Origin of the sequence: Rhizobacter sp. J219, assembly GCF_024700055.1 — a bacterium.
In the GTDB taxonomy this organism is placed as follows: domain Bacteria; phylum Pseudomonadota; class Gammaproteobacteria; order Burkholderiales; family Burkholderiaceae_C; genus Rhizobacter.
Map to the genome: position 1 here is coordinate 5,468,994 of NZ_JAJOND010000001.1, position 16,735 is coordinate 5,485,728.

At 66.3% G+C, this 16,735-nt stretch carries 15 protein-coding genes and 2 pseudogenes; 7 read left to right on the top strand and 10 right to left on the bottom strand.

The window, feature by feature from the left end; translation table 11 throughout:
* Nucleotides 1-129: 129 nt before the first annotated feature.
* The 5 genes from LRS03_RS26185 to LRS03_RS26205 all read right to left on the bottom strand — a co-directional run bounded on the left by LRS03_RS26185 (nucleotide 130) and on the right by LRS03_RS26205 (nucleotide 3,200).
* On the bottom strand, nucleotides 130-498 hold the full coding sequence (locus tag LRS03_RS26185; RefSeq protein WP_257829293.1) for a hypothetical protein: 369 nt from the start codon (nucleotides 496-498) through the stop codon (nucleotides 130-132).
* A 767-nt stretch (nucleotides 499-1,265) separates the two neighbouring features.
* Nucleotides 1,266-1,688 (bottom strand): SRPBCC family protein, encoded by a 423-nt coding sequence (locus LRS03_RS26190; protein ID WP_257829294.1) that lies wholly within the window; start codon nucleotides 1,686-1,688, stop codon nucleotides 1,266-1,268.
* Nucleotides 1,689-1,806: 118 nt separating this feature from the next.
* Nucleotides 1,807-2,235, bottom strand: a complete 429-nt coding sequence (locus tag LRS03_RS26195; RefSeq protein WP_257829295.1) for a hypothetical protein — start codon at nucleotides 2,233-2,235, stop codon at nucleotides 1,807-1,809.
* A 147-nt stretch (nucleotides 2,236-2,382) separates the two neighbouring features.
* The gene (locus tag LRS03_RS26200) at nucleotides 2,383-2,793 is read right to left on the bottom strand and encodes a hypothetical protein (protein ID WP_257829296.1); all 411 of its coding nucleotides are present in this window, start codon (nucleotides 2,791-2,793) and stop codon (nucleotides 2,383-2,385) included.
* 11 nt (nucleotides 2,794-2,804) lie between these two features.
* Nucleotides 2,805-3,200 carry a hypothetical protein gene (locus LRS03_RS26205; RefSeq protein ID WP_257829297.1) on the bottom strand — a complete coding sequence of 132 codons (396 nt, stop codon included), beginning with the start codon at nucleotides 3,198-3,200 and terminating at the stop codon, nucleotides 2,805-2,807.
* A gap of 102 nt (nucleotides 3,201-3,302) precedes the next feature.
* On the opposite strand from LRS03_RS26205, the gene LRS03_RS26210 reads away from it, so the two are divergent.
* The 3 genes and pseudogenes from LRS03_RS26210 to LRS03_RS26220 all read left to right on the top strand — a co-directional run bounded on the left by LRS03_RS26210 (nucleotide 3,303) and on the right by LRS03_RS26220 (nucleotide 7,795).
* Nucleotides 3,303-4,517 carry an integron integrase gene (locus LRS03_RS26210; protein WP_489739923.1) on the top strand — a complete coding sequence of 405 codons (1,215 nt, stop codon included), beginning with the start codon at nucleotides 3,303-3,305 and terminating at the stop codon, nucleotides 4,515-4,517.
* 69 nt (nucleotides 4,518-4,586) lie between these two features.
* Nucleotides 4,587-4,874, top strand: a pseudogene (locus LRS03_RS26215) (PHP domain-containing protein); the annotation flags it as partial.
* A gap of 527 nt (nucleotides 4,875-5,401) precedes the next feature.
* Entirely contained in the window at nucleotides 5,402-7,795 is a 2,394-nt protein-coding gene (locus tag LRS03_RS26220; RefSeq protein WP_257829299.1) for an error-prone DNA polymerase, read from the top strand.
* A gap of 18 nt (nucleotides 7,796-7,813) precedes the next feature.
* Here LRS03_RS26220 and LRS03_RS26225 read toward each other — a convergent pair whose 3' ends face one another.
* The gene (locus LRS03_RS26225) at nucleotides 7,814-8,494 is read right to left on the bottom strand and encodes a hypothetical protein (protein WP_257829301.1); all 681 of its coding nucleotides are present in this window, start codon (nucleotides 8,492-8,494) and stop codon (nucleotides 7,814-7,816) included.
* A gap of 226 nt (nucleotides 8,495-8,720) precedes the next feature.
* Between LRS03_RS26225 and LRS03_RS26230 the strand changes: the two are divergent.
* The 3 genes and pseudogenes from LRS03_RS26230 to LRS03_RS26240 all read left to right on the top strand — a co-directional run bounded on the left by LRS03_RS26230 (nucleotide 8,721) and on the right by LRS03_RS26240 (nucleotide 10,878).
* Nucleotides 8,721-9,573, top strand: a pseudogene (locus LRS03_RS26230) (2OG-Fe(II) oxygenase).
* Nucleotides 9,566-10,627, top strand: coding sequence for a CaiB/BaiF CoA transferase family protein (locus LRS03_RS26235; protein ID WP_257829303.1), 1,062 nt, complete (start codon nucleotides 9,566-9,568; stop codon nucleotides 10,625-10,627). The pseudogene LRS03_RS26230 and the gene LRS03_RS26235 overlap by 8 nt, the downstream one beginning before the upstream one ends.
* 77 nt (nucleotides 10,628-10,704) lie before the next feature.
* Entirely contained in the window at nucleotides 10,705-10,878 is a 174-nt protein-coding gene (locus LRS03_RS26240) for a hypothetical protein (protein ID WP_257829306.1), read from the top strand.
* Nucleotides 10,879-10,957: 79 nt separating this feature from the next.
* Here LRS03_RS26240 and LRS03_RS26245 read toward each other — a convergent pair whose 3' ends face one another.
* The 4 genes from LRS03_RS26245 to LRS03_RS26260 all read right to left on the bottom strand — a co-directional run bounded on the left by LRS03_RS26245 (nucleotide 10,958) and on the right by LRS03_RS26260 (nucleotide 14,529).
* Nucleotides 10,958-11,479, bottom strand: a complete 522-nt coding sequence (locus tag LRS03_RS26245) for a hypothetical protein (RefSeq protein WP_257829308.1) — start codon at nucleotides 11,477-11,479, stop codon at nucleotides 10,958-10,960.
* 150 nt (nucleotides 11,480-11,629) lie between these two features.
* Nucleotides 11,630-12,283 (bottom strand): NAD(P)H-binding protein, encoded by a 654-nt coding sequence (locus LRS03_RS26250; RefSeq protein WP_257829311.1) that lies wholly within the window; start codon nucleotides 12,281-12,283, stop codon nucleotides 11,630-11,632.
* 5 nt (nucleotides 12,284-12,288) lie between these two features.
* On the bottom strand, nucleotides 12,289-13,776 hold the full coding sequence (locus tag LRS03_RS26255) for a DEAD/DEAH box helicase (RefSeq protein WP_257829314.1): 1,488 nt from the start codon (nucleotides 13,774-13,776) through the stop codon (nucleotides 12,289-12,291).
* 171 nt (nucleotides 13,777-13,947) lie between these two features.
* A complete protein-coding gene (locus LRS03_RS26260; RefSeq protein ID WP_257823277.1) occupies nucleotides 13,948-14,529 on the bottom strand; it encodes an MFS transporter in 582 nt (193 codons plus the stop codon).
* Between the two features lie 164 nt (nucleotides 14,530-14,693).
* Here LRS03_RS26260 and LRS03_RS26265 point away from each other — a divergent pair, with 164 nt between their 5' ends.
* Nucleotides 14,694-16,733, top strand: coding sequence for a serine hydrolase (locus LRS03_RS26265; protein ID WP_257823278.1), 2,040 nt, complete (start codon nucleotides 14,694-14,696; stop codon nucleotides 16,731-16,733).
* The last annotated feature ends 2 nt before the right edge of the window (nucleotides 16,734-16,735 follow it).

Consider the following 16,735-nt stretch of genomic DNA (forward strand, 5'->3'; position numbering starts at 1 on the left):
ACAGGCCAGCGCACCCCAACTCGGCTCCGGCATGCGCGGCGTTCTCATAGTGCCGCCCAACGTTTGACATGAGAGGCGGCGCAAGGGCGTAGCCCTTGTGACGTCCTCTCGATGGAAGGGTTAGGCGCTTCAGTGCTTGTACTCACGGATAGCCTTTTTGATCTGATCGGGCGATAGGGACGCGCCGCTGTAAACACCGACTTTTGACGCACCGGATCCAATGCCAAGCTCCACGAAGGTGCGGTATTCGACTTGCGTGATTCCGCCTTCGATCAGCTCCATCGGGTGGATGAGAATCTCGGGTGCTCTGAGACCCCGGCGCACATTCTTGACAGCTTGTTTTAGTTGGTGCTCTGCCATCGTGAAGTCAGCAATGATCATTCGCGGTGAAGCAAATGTTTGATCTCGTGCGACCTCGATTGACGCTCCCGAATCGACGTTTTGAACGATGAACTTCGTCTTGAAGAGTTGAACGTAGATCGTGTCTGCGTAGAACATGCTGTGTCTGGGACTGGTTTGCGCAAGTGGCTCAGAAGCGCCTAACCCGATATGTACGTCAATTTGACAAGTTGCATGTAGCCACAAGTGGCTAGGTGCACCCATTTGTGGATAGATGTGGAATCCATATCCATCCACTTTTAAAACTTGGCCGAAGCGTACCAAAAGGGGCAGTAGGGCAGGTCGCGGGAGTGCTCGGTAGACCCTGGCGACGCCTAACGTTTGACATGAGAGGCCAGGCCCGGCTTGCCGGGACTGGTCCTCTCGATGGAAGGGTTAGGCATCTTGGCGCCTAGAAGCCCAACTTTGTACCAGGTAGCTGAATAGAGGCGCTAGCACCCAGAACGGAAGTACGGCGCATGCGCCTGCGAACACCCAAAGGGCCAGTACGCCAGATTGCCCACCTCCGTATGGCATAGCAGAGGCTATGGCAACTGCCGCAATCGCAGCGAGGAGTGCCGCGCCCGCCAGCAAGCGAAGTACCGTTGTTGAAATTGCTTGCCAAACCGTAAGTTCGGGTTTGCTGGCTCGCGTGTCGGATCTGTTGTGGCTTTCCTCAAGCGAGTGCCGACGTTGTTCCGCGACATCGCAATCTAGGCACACGCCTTCTTGCCGCGAAGCGTTCCATTGACCGTACCCCCGGCCGCACAGGCTGCATACTGGAGATGCTGCTGACTTTCGCAACGGGGCTGTCATTTCAAGATGCCTAACGTTTGACATGAGAGGCGGCGCCCGGCTTGCCGGGCGACGTCCTCTCGATGGAAGGGTTAGGCCGCACTGCGCGCCTCGGCCAACTGCTTGAGCTTCTTCAAGGTGACCGGCAGACCTGAATCTATCTGCTTGCCGAGCATGCGGCCGAGGATGAGCAGAAGAGGCCCCGAGAGGGTGACCCTGTGCACGACCTCAGTTCCGCCGTTTGTAGGCGCGAGCTCGTGCTCGAAGACCATGCGAAACAGTGGAATCTTTGACTCGACGGTGAATGATCGATCGCGGGTTACCTCAGTGATCCGCATCGGGACCGTATTGCCTTTGGTTGGGGTGAGCTTCCCTTTGGCACCCACCTGGAGCGGACCATCCAGGAATGCGCGTTTGGTGTCTGGGTCCCAGACGTGCCAATTGGAGACATCCTCGTAGATGTGGAACAGGACGCTGGGCGGAGCAAGTACGGTTGTCTTGTGCTCGATCTGCATGACTCGGCTCGGATGGTCTGGTCGCGGGGTGTCTACTGTGCGGCCTAACGTTTGACATGAGAGGCCCGACCCGGCTTGCCGGGGCGGGTCCTCTCGATGGAAGGGTTAGGCGTCTGTTTCATTCCTTCCATCTCGCCTCTTCGAATGAGATCTTTGGCTTGCTCACGGATGCAGCTTTTGGTGACACGAACTCCAGTCTTCGAGTGCACATGCAAGCGGCTATCCATTCGTCTTTTGGCAAATACCAAAACCAAGAAATCTTCACATTCTGGCCCTCGACCTTTGTTTCCGGCTCTACGGGTTGTTGACCGCCGCAGGTGGCGTTGACCAGGATTCTTATTACCAGGCCTTCTCTTTGCTTCGAAATCGACTCGATCTTGGTCGGTTCCCCCCAAGGAAGCTCTTTGGAACAAGCAGCCAGTTCTCGGACAGAAGTTCCATCTGCACCAATCGCCGTCGGGTGCTTCAGCTTCCATACAACTGCGGCGGTTCCAGCGAATGCGAGCAGGACGGTTGCAACCGCTATGACGACGCGTCGAGCACGCATAAGACGCCTAACGTTTGACATGAGAGGCTCGCCCCGGCTTGCCGGGGCGAGTCCTCTCGATGGAAGGGTTAGAAGTCATTCGTGACAGGGCGGCGGCCACTGCAACAGGGCGCGAAATGAGCATGCTGAAAGATCCGATCTCTTTCGCTATTGGGTCAGGCCGTACTTCTGCCTCAGATTGAGGAAGTGGTGCCCAAGAATCGAATTTGTTGCCATTTCGACGACCACCACAATGAAGGCATCAGGAACGTCAGTGCCAATCAGAACATGCTGCCAAGCGTTGGCTCCGTCACTGTAGACATAAGCTGCATTCCATTCGCGCGTATCTCTGCCTTGGAAATCTTCTGCCAGAACTGCTTCCACGTACTCCCAGATATCAACGACTTCTTCTGCGGATGAAGTTACATCGCGCATGGGTGAGGAGAACGTTTCCAGAAACTGTTCTTCTGTCAGTGGCCGGAGCTGGATTGCCATGACTTCTAACGTGATATCTACTGCACCCCAGTTTGCCAGACGCATCCCAGATCGGTTGCATGTAGCCAGGAACAGGTGCTGCATGCATCCACTTTTTAAACTCGGTCCAAGGCGACGATTCGCTTGAGGAGGCGTAGGCGGCGAGCTGTGGCGCGGGTGACCCACCACGCGTCCAGGTCCTCGTCCCAGGGGGCGCCGAGTTGGGCCAGTTGGTGGCGCTTGCTGGGTTCGTCGTGCTCTAGGCGCACCGCGACACGTTGTCCCGGTGGATGGCGTTGACGCGTCTGCACCTGCTCCACCACCAGTTCTACCGTCGTGTAGCGGATGGTGCCGTCCTTGTTGTGCCGATGGCGCACGCAGACCAGCGCCTGGCCATAGCGTTGCGACAACTTCCTCGTGCCAGGGCGATTCGGCCCCAGTTTTTTGATGACGCGAGTGCTCTGCCAAGGTGTGGGTGTGGCGGAGCTTTCCTCACGATTGCGGCTGTTCATGGTGCCGGACCTCCCTTGTTTTTGTGGCGAATCTAGAATGCTGTATAAATATACAGTCATCCGATTTGACTCTCAGCATCGAGCGATTTGCGCCAATCATCTATGTCTGCTGCCCCCCCCTCGCCCGTACCCAAGCACCCCCTCCCCCCGCTGCAGTCCCACCGCCTGCTCGACCAGCTGCGCGAACGCATCCGCTACATGCACTACAGCATCCGCACGGAGGGGGCTTACGTGCATTGGGTCGGCGCCTACATCCGTTTCCATGGCATGCGCCATCCGGCCGAGATGGCGGGGCCTGAGGTCGAAAGCTTTCTCTCCTGGCTGGCCAACGAGCGCCAAGTGGCCGCCGCCACGCACAAGCAGGCGTTGTCGGCCTTGCTCTTCCTCTACCAGAAAGTCCTCGGCCAAGACCTGCCGTGGATGAACGAGATCGGCCGCCCGAAAGACCGTGTGCGCTTGCCGGTGGTGCTGACGCACGACGAGATCTCACGCGTGCTCGGGCATCTGCCGCCGGCCCATCAGCTCATGGGGCAGCTGCTCTACGGCACCGGCATGCGCATCATGGAAGGCGTTCGCCTGCGGGTGAAAGACGTCGACTTCTCGCGCCGTGCCATCGTCGTGCGCGAAGGCAAAGGCGCCAAGGACCGCGTGGTGATGTTGCCGGCCGCGCTGATGCCCGCCTTGCGCACGCAGCTCGACGCCGCCCGCCAGCACTGGCAGCGCGACCGCGATGCCGGGCGCGGCGGGGTGCACATGCCGCATGCGCTCGCGCGCAAGTACCCGCGCGCCGCATCTTCGTGGACGTGGTTCTGGGTCTTCCCGCAAGACAAGCTGTCGGACGATCCGCGCACCGGCCTCGAGCGCCGGCACCACGTGCTGGAGCAATCGTTCCAGCGCGCCTTCAAGAAAGCCTTGGCGCAGGCCGGCATCGTCAAGCCGGCCACGCCGCACACGCTGCGCCATTCCTTCGCCACGCACCTGCTGCAAAGCGGCTACGACATCCGCACCGTGCAGGAGCTGCTGGGCCACGCCGACGTCAGCACCACCATGATCTACACCCATGTGCTCAAGGTGGGCGGCGGTGGGGTGCGCAGCCCGCTCGATGCACTGGCCGGGATGGATGTGCTGGGCATGAAGCTGGGCACGAGACAAGAGCGCACATCGCCTGCAACCACCGACGCGATCCACGAAGAAGACGACCGCCATCCCGGTGCATCCGACGCCGAAGCCCAAGGCGAGAACTGGCCGCCACGCGTGTGCATGCCGGTGGCGCAATACCTCGTGCCGGCCCGGGGCCTCGTGGCGGCTGGTGCTTGAGGGCGCGAACGACGCTCTCGGTGACGCGGTGTTCGTGTCGTGTGCGCTGAAGGATGAAGGACGCTTGCCATGTCGCTCAGCCCTTCCGCGCGCATCTCGCTGCCCGACTACGCCGAGCTTCACTGCCTCAGCAACTTCAGCTTCCTGCGCGGTGCTTCGCGCCCTGAGGAACTGGTCGAGCGGGCGATCGCCCTCGGCTACCGCGGTCTTGCGATCACCGACGAGTGTTCGCTGGCCGGCGTGGTGCGAGCCCACCATGCGGCGAAGGCGCACGACTTTCACCTGATCGTCGGCAGCGAGATGCGGCTTCACCAGCCGCAATCGGGCGAGCCGCACGCCCATCTCGTGTTGCTCGCGCAGACGATGCGCGGCTACATCAACCTCTCTCGCTGGATCACCGCTGCGCGCAACCGCGCCGAAAAAGGCCGCTACCTGGCGCACCCCGGCGACCTGGAAGGCCAGATCCCGTCCGCGCCCATGCTGGCCGGCCTGCCCGACTGCCTGGCCTTGCTCGTGCCGACAGTGCGCCAGTCGCTGCAAGAGGTGACGGCGCATGCCCATTGGCTCAAGACCTGGATGCAAGACCGCGCCTTCATCGCGATCGAGCTGCGCGATGAAGGCGGCGACGAGCGCCTGGTCGACCAGGTCCGGCAGGTCTCGCAGAGCACCGGCCTGCCCATCGTCGCCGCCGGCGGTGTGTTGATGCATGTGCGCTCGCGCAAGCCCTTGCAGGATGTGCTCACGGCCACGCGGCTCGGCCGCCCGATCGCGCAGTGCGGCCACGAGTTGGCGCCCAATGCCGAAGCGCATCTGCGAAGACGATCGCGGCTGGGGCGTTTGTACCGGGCCGAGTGGATGGTGCGCAGTGTCGAGCTGGCGCAGGCGTGCAAGTTCAAGCTCAGCGAGCTGGAATACAAGTACCCGCAGGAACTCGTGCCCCCGGGGCACACCGCGACCAGCTACTTGCGCAGGCTCACGTTCAAGGGGGCCCGCAAGCGCTACCCCAAGGGGGTGCCCCCCAATACCTGCTTCAGATCAAGACCGAGCTGCGGCTGATCCGGAAGAAGGACTACGAGCGCTACTTCCTCACCGTGGCCGACATCGTCGGCTGGGCGCGCGAGCAGGGCATCCTGTGCCAGGGGCGCGGCAGCGCGGCCAATTCGCTGGTGTGCTTCTGTCTCGGCGTGACCGAGGTGGACCCGGAGCGGGGTGCGCAACTGCTCTTCGGCCGCTTCATCAGCGACGAGCGCAACGAGCCGCCCGACATCGACATCGACTTCGAGCACCAGCGCCGCGAAGAGGTCATCCAGCACATCTACGCCAAGTACGGCCGCCATCGTGCCGCGCTCACGGCTGTCGTCATCCGCTACCGGCCGCGCTCGGCGCTGCGCGACGTCGGCCGCGCGCTGGGCATCGACCTGCAGCGCATCGAGGCCGTCTCGAAGAGCGTGCACTGGTTCGACCTGCGGGTGGAAGACGAGCGCCTGCGCGAGTGCGGCTTCGATCCCCGGTCGCCGATGGTGCAGCTCTGGCTCGAACTCACGCACCAGCTCATCGGCACGCCCCGTCACCTGAGCCAGCACCCTGGGGGTTTCGTCATCGCCTCCGAGGAGATCGCGCGATGGGTGCCGGTCGAGAACGCCGCGATGGAAGGGCGCAGCGTCATCCAGTGGGAGAAAGACGACCTCGAATCGCTGGGCCTGATGAAGGTCGACATCCTCGCGCTCGGCATGCTGAGCGCGCTCAGGCGCTCGCTCGAATTCCTGGCCCGCAAGCTCGGCCGCCCGGTGCAGATGCACCAGCTGCCCGAAGGGCCCGACGACCCCACCTGGGACATGATCTGCGCCGCCGACACGGTCGGCGTGTTCCAGATCGAGAGCCGCGCGCAGATGAGCATGCTGCCGCGCCTCAAGCCGCGCGTGTACTACGACCTGGTGGTCGAGGTGGCCATCGTGCGGCCCGGGCCCATCCAGGGCGGCATGGTCCACCCCTACCTGAAAAACCGCCAGCTGCCCGACGACCAGATCGAGTACCCCGGCAAGCTCAGGCAGGCGCTGGGCCGCACGAAAGGCGTGCCCATCTTCCAGGAGCAGGTGATGCAGATCGCGATGCTCGCGGCCGACTTCACCGCCGGCGAGGCCGACCAGCTGCGCCGTGCCATGGCGGCGTGGAAGCGCGACGGCGACCTCGGGCCCTTCCATGACCGGCTCGTCGGCCGCATGGTGAAGAACGGCTACGACAAGGAATTCGCCGAACGCATCTTCCAGCAGATCCAGGGCTTCGGCGAATACGGGTTCCCCGAGAGCCATGCCGCCGGCTTTGCGCTGCTGGCCTATGCCAGCAGCTGGCTCAAGTGCCACCACCCCGATGCCTTTCTCGCCGGGCTGCTCAACAGCCAGCCGATGGGCTTCTATGCGCCGGCGCAGCTGGTGCGCGATGCACGCGCGCATGGGGTCGAGGTGCGCGAGGTCGACGTGAACCTCAGCGCCTGGGAGGCCTCGCTCGAAGGCCTGCCGCTGTCGGTGGACGGGCAGGGCGACGCGTTCGACGCGCCCCTGTGGCCGGTGCGCCTGGGCCTCAACAACGTGTCGGGCCTGTCGGCCGATGCGGCCGAGCGCATCTTCACCGCCCGCGTCAACGCGCCTTTTGCGAGTGTCGAAGACCTGGCCCGGCGCGCAGGGCTCAACGCACACGAACTCAAGGCCCTGGCGCACGCCAACGCCTTGAAGCCGCTCGCCGGCCATCGGCACCAGGCGGCGTGGGCCGTGGCCGGCATCGACACCCGCCCCACCACGCTGCTGCGTGCCACGCGTGTGCACGAAACGCCGGCCTTGCTGGCCGCGCCGGCCGAGTTCGACGACATGCGGGCCGACTACCAGTCGGTCGGGCTCACCCTGGGACGCCATCCGCTGGCGATGCTGCGCGAGCAATTGCGGGTGTTCAAGGTCGAGACCGCCGCCACCTTGCGCGGCTACCCGAGCGGGCGCCTGGCGCGTGCAAGCGGCATCGTCACCCACCGCCAGCGGCCGCCCACGGCCAAGGGCACCATGTTCATCACGCTCGAAGACGAAACCGGCGCCATCAACATCGTCGTCTGGCCGCAGGTGGTCGAGACGCAGCGACAGCCGCTGCTCGCCTCACGCCTGATGACGGTCTATGGCCAATGGCAACGCGAGGGCGACGACAGGTTCGCGGTGATGCACCTGGTGGCCGTCAAGGTGATCGACCACACGCACCTGCTGGCCGGGCTCGACAGCCGCAGCCGGGATTTCAAGTGAGGAAAAAGAGGGGGCCGCTCACGCCATCTCTGGCGTGCCCACCTGCGAAGGCTTGCGGCCTTTCGAGCCACGGCCGCTGCGGGGCGGCATGGTCATCTCGAGCGTGGCGTCGCGGCGCGGTGCGATCTCGGCGCCGCGCAGCACGTGCTTGAGCTCGCGCGCACCGCCCATCACCACGATGAGGTTGCAACCCGCCTGGCGCAGGTTGCGCGGGCTCTTGGCTTCGGGCAGCCAGAGGATCGCAGTGGCGCCCCAGGCTTCGGCCGCCTGCATCAGCGGGGCGACCGGGTCGTTCTTGAACTTCTTGCCCTGCGGGCCAACCAGCAACGGCTCGCCGATCAGCGGGTCGTTCCACTCCGCTTCCGGGAAGCCCTGGATGTCGATCACGAAGCGCACGCCGTCCGAACGGATCACCGCCACCGGGATCACGCCGCCGTTGGGCACGCTCTTGTCGAAGCGCACCGCCCACTGCGTGGGGAAGTTGATCGAGCGGCGTGCGCGGCGCAGCACGCGCAGCGGGCGTTCGCGCAGCTCGGCCACGACCATCAGCACCAACCCGATCAGCGACACCGCCGCACCCGCACCGATGAATTGCCAGCCATTGCCCCACAACACACGGGCGAACTCGAGCCCGCCCACGAAACACGCGAAGCCGAGCGTCATCTGGGCGAGCCAGGAAACGGAGGTCTTGTGGTTCATGGTGGTGGGTGGAAAGAGGGGATAACGGAAAAAGAGCCGCGATGGGTAACCGATTCTGTCGATCGTGAATAACTGAACAAGAGGCGAATTCCACACTTCATTCGAGATCGCACGAGGGAATTTCCCTCATGCGATGTGCGGGCCCACTGGCTTCGCGGCGTCTTTCCGACGACGGCCACTCGGTCTTTTGCAGCGGTATGGCGGCGTCATCCGGCAGAATCCGTGCATGAGTGCACAAGCCGTGACCCCCGAGCTGCGCCAGTGGATCATCGACCAGGCCAAGGCGGGCCGCCCGCCCGATGACGTCCTCAAATCGATGATGGCCAGCGGTTGGCAGGAAGACGTGGCGCTGGCCGCGCTGGAAGACACCTTGTCCGGTTTCCTCAAGGAACACGCCAAGGCCAACAACCTGCCCGCACCCGTGCCGGTGCCCGAGCCCGACCTGCTCGGCTCGCCGCCCTCGATCGTCGTCGACGGCCACGAGGTGCAGATCCTGATGGCCATGCGCAACCCGCGGGTCATCGTCTTCGGCAACCTGCTCTCGCATGAAGAGTGCGACCAGCTCATCGAAACTCGCCAAGCCCCGGCTCGCACGCTCCGAGACGGTCGTCACCACCACCGGCGGCAGCGAGGTCAACACTGCGCGCACGAGCGACGGCATGTTCTTCGGCCGCGGCGAGCATGGCCTGTGCGCGCGCATCGAAACGCGCATCGCCAAGCTGCTCAACTGGCCGGTCGAGAACGGCGAAGGCCTGCAGATCCTGCGCTACCGCCCGGGCGCCGAATACAAGCCGCACTACGACTACTTCGACCCCGCACAGCCCGGCACGCCCACCATCCTCAAGCGCGGCGGCCAGCGTGTGGGCACCGTCGTGACCTACCTCAACACGCCCGAGGGCGGAGGTGGCACCACCTTCCCCGACGTGCACGTCGAGGTCGCGCCGATCAAGGGCAACGCGGTCTTCTTCAGCTACGACCGCCCGCACCCGATGACGCGCACGCTGCACGGCGGCGCGCCGGTGTTGGCCGGCGAGAAGTGGGTCGCGACCAAGTGGATGCGGGAAGGGCGCTTTGAGTGACCCGGCGGCAGCCGGTGCGCTGCCGCTGGCCGGCATCCGTGTCGTCGACCTGACGCGCCTGCTGCCCGGCCCCCTGGCCACGCAGCACCTGCGCGAACTGGGCGCCGAGGTGCACAAGGTCGAAGGCCCGGCCGAGCAAGGCCAGGACGACGGGGCCCGCCACCTGGGGCGCACCGAGGCCGAGCGCTCGCGCGGCGAGCCCGGTCTGATGTTCCGCCACCTCAACGCCGGCAAGACGCTGCACCGCCTCGACCTGCGCACACCCGAGGGTGTGGCCGGCCTGCACACGCTGCTGCAGGACGCCGACGTGCTGGTCGAAGGCTTCCGGCCCGGCGTGATGGACCGCCTGGGCGTCGGCTGGACCGAGCTGCACGCGCGCTATCCGCGCCTCGTGATGTGTGCCATCAGTGGCTATGGCCAGCACAGCGCCTGGGCGCACCGCGCGGGGCACGACCTGAACTACGTCGCGATGGCCGGCGTGCTGGAGCAACTTGCCACGCACGAGGGCGAGGTCATCACGCCCAACTTCCAGATCGGCGACCTGATGGGTGGCACGCAGGCCGCGGTGCAGGGCATCCTCGCGGCGCTGCTGGGCGTGCAGCGCAGGGGGCAGGGCCGCTTCGTAGACGTGTCGATGACGCACGAGGTGCTGCGCCACCACGTGCTCGCCGGCATGGCCGTCGCGCGCACCGGCCGTGCGCCCCCGCAGGGGCGCGACTTGCTCTCGGGTGGTGCGCCGTGCTACGGCGTCTATGCCACGGCCGACGCGCGCCACCTCGCGGTGGGCGCGCTGGAGCTGCCCTTCTGGCAGCGCCTGTGCCAGACGCTCGGCGAGCCCGGCTGGGCGCAGCAGCACTGGTCGCTCGGGCAGGCGGTGGGCGGGCCCGAGGCCATCGCGCTGAGGGCCCGGCTGGTGCAGCGCTTCAAGAGCCAGCCGCTCGCGCACTGGGTGGCGCTCTTCGAGACTGTGGACTGCTGCGTGACGCCGGTGCTGCGCCTGGACGAAGCGCTCGCCCATCCGCTGAACGCCCGCTTCGCGCATTTATTTTCCTGAGCCGTCAACGAGGGCTTGCAAGGCGGCGTTGTGCCCCGGGAGCAAGACGCTCTCCACCCTTTTGCAAAGGACTACCCGTGAACAAGATCATCGCCGCCCTGGTCGCCGCCACTTTCTCGATGGGCGCTTTCGCCCAAGCCGCTTCGGCCCCCGCGCCTGCGAAGGAAGCCAAGCCGGCTGCCGCCAAGGCCGAGAAGAAGGCCAAGGCCAAGAAGGCCAAGGCTGCCAAGAAGGCGGCTTCGGCCAGCTGAGCGTCTCGTGCTCAAACAGGAAACCCGGCCAAGGCCGGGTTTTTTGTTGCCAGGGTGGGTTTGCCCGCCTGCCGCCGCGTCAGGCCCGGCGCCGTGTCGGCGGGTGCTCGGTCAGCTCGCCGGGTTGTGTCAGCGGGTTGAGGCCGGCAAACGGCCGGCTGTTGGCGATGCGCAACCACTTGCGCTGCTCCCAGGTCTGCGGCCCTTCGAGCGGCCACTGCTCGATGCGGCCTTGCAGCTCACTGCGCGGCACGCGGGTGTACGACGGCGCGCCCGGGCGCAACAGCCAGACACTGCGGCGCAGGCGGGCGGGCAGCGATGCCTTGCCCTCGGGCACCCAGTAGATGCACTGCTTCTCGGCCCAGAAGTTCAGGCGCTCGAAGTTCACCCGGCCAGCAAAGCCGGTCTCGGCGGGCAGCAGCACGTATTCGTCGGGCAGCTCGACCACGGCGTAGATCAGGTCGCCCGGCGTGTCGCCGTGGCCGCGGTAGACGAACACCACACGCTCGACCTGTGCGGCGGGGAAGCGGTCGACTTCGGTGTCGTCGCGGAAGACGACGAGATCCGGGCCCTGCCAGGTGGTGTGCCAAGGGGTGCGCATGTGACTTACTCCACGGTTACTGCAGAAAGGCTCCGTTTTTAGCGCATGCGCCGGAGTGTGGGCGACAACCTGCAAGCGGCAGGGGGCTTTTGCGCTCCGCCGGGAAACCTTTGTGACAACTGGGCCAGGCGCCGGCGGTGTCGGCTCAACTCAATAAAGCTGCCCGGACCGCAATACCCGCACGCCGGCTTCGCCCCGGGCGACCTCGCGCAGCAGCGCGCGGGCGACCTGAGGCGCCGGGATCGGCCGCACGCTGCGCGGCAGCCAGCCGAGGAGCCGGGCACCCCAAACCTCGCCTGGGCGGGCGGGCTGGCCGAGCTTCTCGCGGTCACCGACCAGCAGCGAGGGCTGCACGATGACGACGCTCTCGAAACCGAGGGCCGCCACCGCGTCCTGCATTTCGCCTTTGACGCGGTTGTAGAACACGCTCGAGCGCGCGTTTGCACCGAGCGCCGAGACAACGCCCAGGCGCGTTGCGCCGGCCTCACGGGCGGCCCGGGCGGTGTTGACCACCGCGTCGAAGTCGACTGCACGAAACGCGGCCTGCGAGCCGGCCACCTTGATCGTGGTGCCGAGTGTGATGAACACGTCGTCGACCGGCGGCAGGGCCGGGAGCCGGGCGAAGTCGACCACCCGGGTGTGCAACTTGCCCGCCGACGTCCGCTCGGGCAGCGCGCGACGCAGCAGCGCATGGACCTGCACGTACTGCGGCGAGGCCAGCAGCATCGGCAGCAGTTCCCGCCCGACGAGCCCGGTGGCGCCTGCGATCAGTGCGCTGCGGGAGGTGCCGGGCGAGGAGGCCATGGCGCTCAGCGCTTGGGTTGCGTCAGGCGCGGCTGGGGCTTGCCCGAGCCTTCGCGGCGCGGCTCCGGCCGGGGCCCTTGCGGCTTGGCGGCCGGCGCACGGCCGCCGCCCGACGGCGCGTGCCGCGGCGGGTGGCTGGACGGGCCGCTCGTGCGCGCCGGGGCCTGCCCCTGCGAAGGGCCACGCGGCGCCGGTTTCTGTTCCGAGCGACCCTGGGCGGGCCGGCCACCGCCGCCGCCGTGGCCCCCGCGCGAGCTGCCGCCCCCGCCAGCATGGCGATGCCCTCCCCGCTTGACGCCTTCGCCGATCGTCATGCGGCCGAGCACGATGGGCTCGGGCTTCTCGTGCGAAGGCGGCTCGAAGCCGGGCACGATCTCCTTCGGGATCTCGCGCTTGATGAGTTTCTCGATGTCGCGCAGGAAGATGTTTTCATCCACGCACACCAGCGACACCGCCTCGCCCTGCGCGCCCGCGCGGCCGGTGCGGCCGATGCGGTGCACGTAGTCCTCAGGCACGTTGGGCAGCTCGAAGTTCACGACGTGGGGCAACTGGTCGATGTCGATGCCGCGTGCGGCGATGTCGGTTGCCACCAGCACCTGCAGGTCGCCGCTCTTGAAGTCGGCGAGTGCCTTGGTGCGCGCGCTCTGGCTCTTGTTGCCGTGGATGGCCATCGCGCTGATGTCCTGCTTCAGCAGGTATTCGACGAGGCGGTTCGCACCGTGCTTCATGCGCGTGAAGACCAGCACCTGGTGCCAGTCGTTCTCTTTGATCAGGTGCGCGAGCAGCTCTTTCTTCATCTCGCGGCCGACCGGGTGCACCTTCTGCGCGATGGCGTCGTTGGTCTGGTTGCGGCGGGCCACTTCCACCAGTGCCGGCTTGTTGAGCAGGCGGTCGGCCAGGGCCTTGATCTCGTCGCTGAAGGTGGCCGAGAAGAGCAGGCTCTGCTTCTGTTGCGGCAGGAGGGCCAGCACCTTCTTGATGTCGTGGATGAAGCCCATGTCGAGCATGCGGTCGGCTTCGTCGAGCACGAAGATCTCGATGTGGCTCAAGTCGAGCGTGCGCTGCTGCGCATGGTCGAGCAGGCGGCCGGGGGTGGCGACGAGGATGTCGACACCCTTCTTCAGCTTGTCGATCTGCGGCTGCATGCCCACGCCGCCGAACATCACCATCGAGGTCAGCTTGGTGTGCTTGCCGTAGTTGCGCACGCTTTCCTCGACCTGCGCCGCGAGTTCGCGGGTGGGGGTGAGGATCAGCGCGCGGATGGGCAGGCGGCCGCGTGCATCGCGCACCGCGGGCTTCTGCATCAGGCGGTGCAGGAGCGGCAGCGTGAAGCCGGCGGTCTTGCCGGTGCCAGTCTGTGCGCCGCCGAGGAGGTCGCCGCCTTGCAGCACGACGGGAATGGCTTGTGCCTGGATGGGGGTGGGGGTGGTGTAGCCCTGTTCGTGCACGGCACGCAGCAGCGGCTCGGCGAGGCCGAGGGAATCAAAAGACATGGGGTTCCAGAAGAACGATCGGCCTGTCGCTCGGGAAGCGAGCGCCAGTCGCAGGCAGAGGGGGAGGGGAGCGGGGCATCGCTACGAATGGCCCTGTCGCTCATGTCAGAACTGACAGCGGCGCAGTGACTGGGACTGCGACGGTGCCGGCATTCTAGCCGCGCATGTGTTTCAGGCCGGTGTCATGTGGCCTTGTGGCGACGAGGGCCGTGCCCTGATCCACACGGTGGCCATGCCCAGAAGGCCGAGCGGCACGCTCAGCCACGCGAGGTGTTGCATGCCCAACACCGTCGACATCGCACCGCCCAGCGCGGCGCCGAGCGCGGTGCTCACGTAGACCATCGAGCTGTTGAGCGAGAAGAGCAGTGGCGCCTGCGAAGGCGAGAGCACGGCCGGGCGCGTCTGCTGAGGCGCCATCATCCCGAAACGGGCGACGGTCCACAGCATGAAGGTGGCGAGCATCGAGGCGTAGTGGCCTTGCGTGTACGGCACCAGCGTCATCGTGCCGGTCATCAGCACCAACTGCGCCAAGAGCGTCTTGCGCGGACCGATGCGGTCGTTGGCCCAGCCGCCGAGCAGCGTGCCCACGACGCCGGCCACGCCGAAGAGCATGAGCGTGGCCGACAGGCGCTCACCCGACATCGGGAAGAGCGCCTGCAGCACCGGCGCGATGTACGACCACACGATGAAGATCGCCATGAAGTAGAGCGCGGTGAGCGACAGGATCCACCACGCGGCGGCGTTCTTCAGCACGCTCGGCGCTGCTGCCAAACCTCCGCCAGGCCGCGCACCGCCCGCGGCAGCCCCCGGGAACGTGGGGTGCGTGATCCTTCCGTGCCGCCGTTCGCGTCTTTCCAGGCAAGCCGCCCCGTGGTTGAGGCGGAATTCACCGCCGCATCACCCAGGAGAGACACGACATGAGCGCCAAAGCCAAGCAATTCCTCGAACAGAAACTGCGCGAGACCATCGCCGAATGCGGGGTGCCCGCCCTGGCTGCGGCCATGGTGCGCAACGGCGCCACGATGGTCAGCGCCCAGCAGGGCGTGCGCAAACTCGGCGCCTCAGGCGCGGGCAACGCCGTCCAGCCCACCGACAAGTTCAACCTCGGCTCCATCAGCAAGGTGATCACCGGCAACTTGATGGCCAAGCTCATCCAGGACGGCGTGGGCGGCCTGCAGTGGTCGAGCCGCCTGGGCGACGTGCTGCCCGAGCTGTGGGTGCTGCCGAACGCGCGGGATGGCTACAAGAACGTGACGGTCGAGCAACTGATGGTCCACACCTCGGGCATGCCCTACCAGCCGAAGCACGACGAAGGCGAGGACTGGAAGGCGTACACCGTCCTGCAGATGCACAAGGAACACCTCAAGGATCGCCGCCGCAGGTACTCGCTGGCCGCGGTGCTTGATGCGCCGAGCTTCTGGCCCCCTGGCAGCGGCTTCGAGTACGGCGGTGGCGCGATCATCGCCGCGAGCATGGCCGAGAAGAAGACCGGCCAGACCTACGAGGACCTGGTGAAGCAACACCTCTTCACGCCGCTCGGCATGACCAACTCGGGCTTCGGGGTGATGTCGCCCGGCGCGCTCGACGGCCCATGGCAGCACACCTTCAACGAAGAGACGGGCGCGGCCAGCCCCGACGGTGCCACGCACCTGCCCGGCTACAGCTGGGGTTGCCGCACGCCGGTGGGTGCGGTCTGCAGCTCGGCGGCCGACATGGCCAAGTTCATGCTGGAGCACCTGCGCAACGACCCGCAGGTCTTCACCGCGCACACACGCAGCACGATGCAGACGCACCAGGTGACGCCGCACTCGCACCACGTGCCCGGTGCCTTTGCCTCGTCGAACCCCGGCTCGGCCGAGGCCGTGATCGACCACAACGGCCACAACCATGTGAGTTATTCGCACTTGAAGCTGCACCTGCCCCAGAAGCTGGGCGTTGCGGCGATGTCGAACATCGAAGGCACGCTCGGCACGCCCGCGGTGAACGAGATGCACGAAACGATGTACGCGATGGACACCCACTGGGCCGCGCTCTTCGGCGCCGGCAGCCCCGAGCTCATCGAATGCGCCCACCCGATGCCGGCCATCACTCAGGCCGGCGCGACGTTGATGCTCTTCGCACGGCGGCATGACGGCCGCATCCTGCGCTACCGCTCCACCAACGGCGGCGTGAGCTGGCAGGCTGCGGGCGATTTCGGCGGGGCGCTGGTCAACTCGGGCCTGGGCGCCGCGGCATCGAGCAACGGGCAGACGCTCTACCTCATCGGCCGCGGGCTCGACAACAAGGCTTGGTTCACCAAGTCAACCAACGGCGGCACCACCTGGACAGGCTGGCAGTCGATCCGGGCCGGCGTCTTCGTCACCGGCGCGGCCATCGCCTGCAGCGACAACGGCCACATCGTGCACGCCGTGGGCATCGGCACCGACGGCCACATGTGGCGCACCCGCTCGCAGGATGGCGGCACCAGCTGGACCGACTGGACGCCCATCGGCCAAGGGGTGTTCACCTCGGCCCCGGCCATCGCCACCTCGGCCTCCGGCTCCACCGTGCACGTGGCGGCACGCGGCACCGACTGGCGCATGTGGCACAACCTGTCGATCAACAGCGGCAGCAGCTTCCTGCCCCACTGGCAGTCGGTGGGCAAGGGCCTCTTCACTTCAGGCCCGGCGCTGGCCACGGGGGGCGATGGCCAGCGGGTGCATGTGGTGGGCCGAGGCACCGACCGCTGCCTGTGGCGCAACCGCAGCGACGACGGCGGCAGCCACTGGCTCGCGCACTGGGACGCGGTGCGGGACGGAACCTTCACCTCGGCCCCGTCGCTTGCCTGCGACGCGGCGGGCAACAAGCTCGACCTCTACGCCTTCGGCGGCGACTTCGCCGTCTACGGTACGCACTCCGCGAACGGTGGTGACAGCTTCAACGCCTGGTCGCAGAAGGTCTCGCAGTTCTTCATCTGAGC

Coding starts and splice junctions, on each gene's coding strand:
- LRS03_RS26185 (WP_257829293.1), bottom strand. CDS start 498: ATGTTCTACGCAGACACGATCTACGTTCAACTCTTCAAGACGAAGTTC.
- LRS03_RS26190 (WP_257829294.1), bottom strand. CDS start 1,688: ATGCAGATCGAGCACAAGACAACCGTACTTGCTCCGCCCAGCGTCCTG.
- LRS03_RS26195 (WP_257829295.1), bottom strand. CDS start 2,235: ATGCGTGCTCGACGCGTCGTCATAGCGGTTGCAACCGTCCTGCTCGCA.
- LRS03_RS26200 (WP_257829296.1), bottom strand. CDS start 2,793: ATGCAGCACCTGTTCCTGGCTACATGCAACCGATCTGGGATGCGTCTG.
- LRS03_RS26205 (WP_257829297.1), bottom strand. CDS start 3,200: ATGAACAGCCGCAATCGTGAGGAAAGCTCCGCCACACCCACACCTTGG.
- LRS03_RS26210 (WP_489739923.1), top strand. CDS start 3,303: ATGTCTGCTGCCCCCCCCTCGCCCGTACCCAAGCACCCCCTCCCCCCG.
- LRS03_RS26225 (WP_257829301.1), bottom strand. CDS start 8,494: ATGAACCACAAGACCTCCGTTTCCTGGCTCGCCCAGATGACGCTCGGC.
- LRS03_RS26245 (WP_257829308.1), bottom strand. CDS start 11,479: ATGCGCACCCCTTGGCACACCACCTGGCAGGGCCCGGATCTCGTCGTC.
- LRS03_RS26250 (WP_257829311.1), bottom strand. CDS start 12,283: ATGGCCTCCTCGCCCGGCACCTCCCGCAGCGCACTGATCGCAGGCGCC.
- LRS03_RS26255 (WP_257829314.1), bottom strand. CDS start 13,776: ATGTCTTTTGATTCCCTCGGCCTCGCCGAGCCGCTGCTGCGTGCCGTG.
- LRS03_RS26265 (WP_257823278.1), top strand. CDS start 14,694: ATGAGCGCCAAAGCCAAGCAATTCCTCGAACAGAAACTGCGCGAGACC.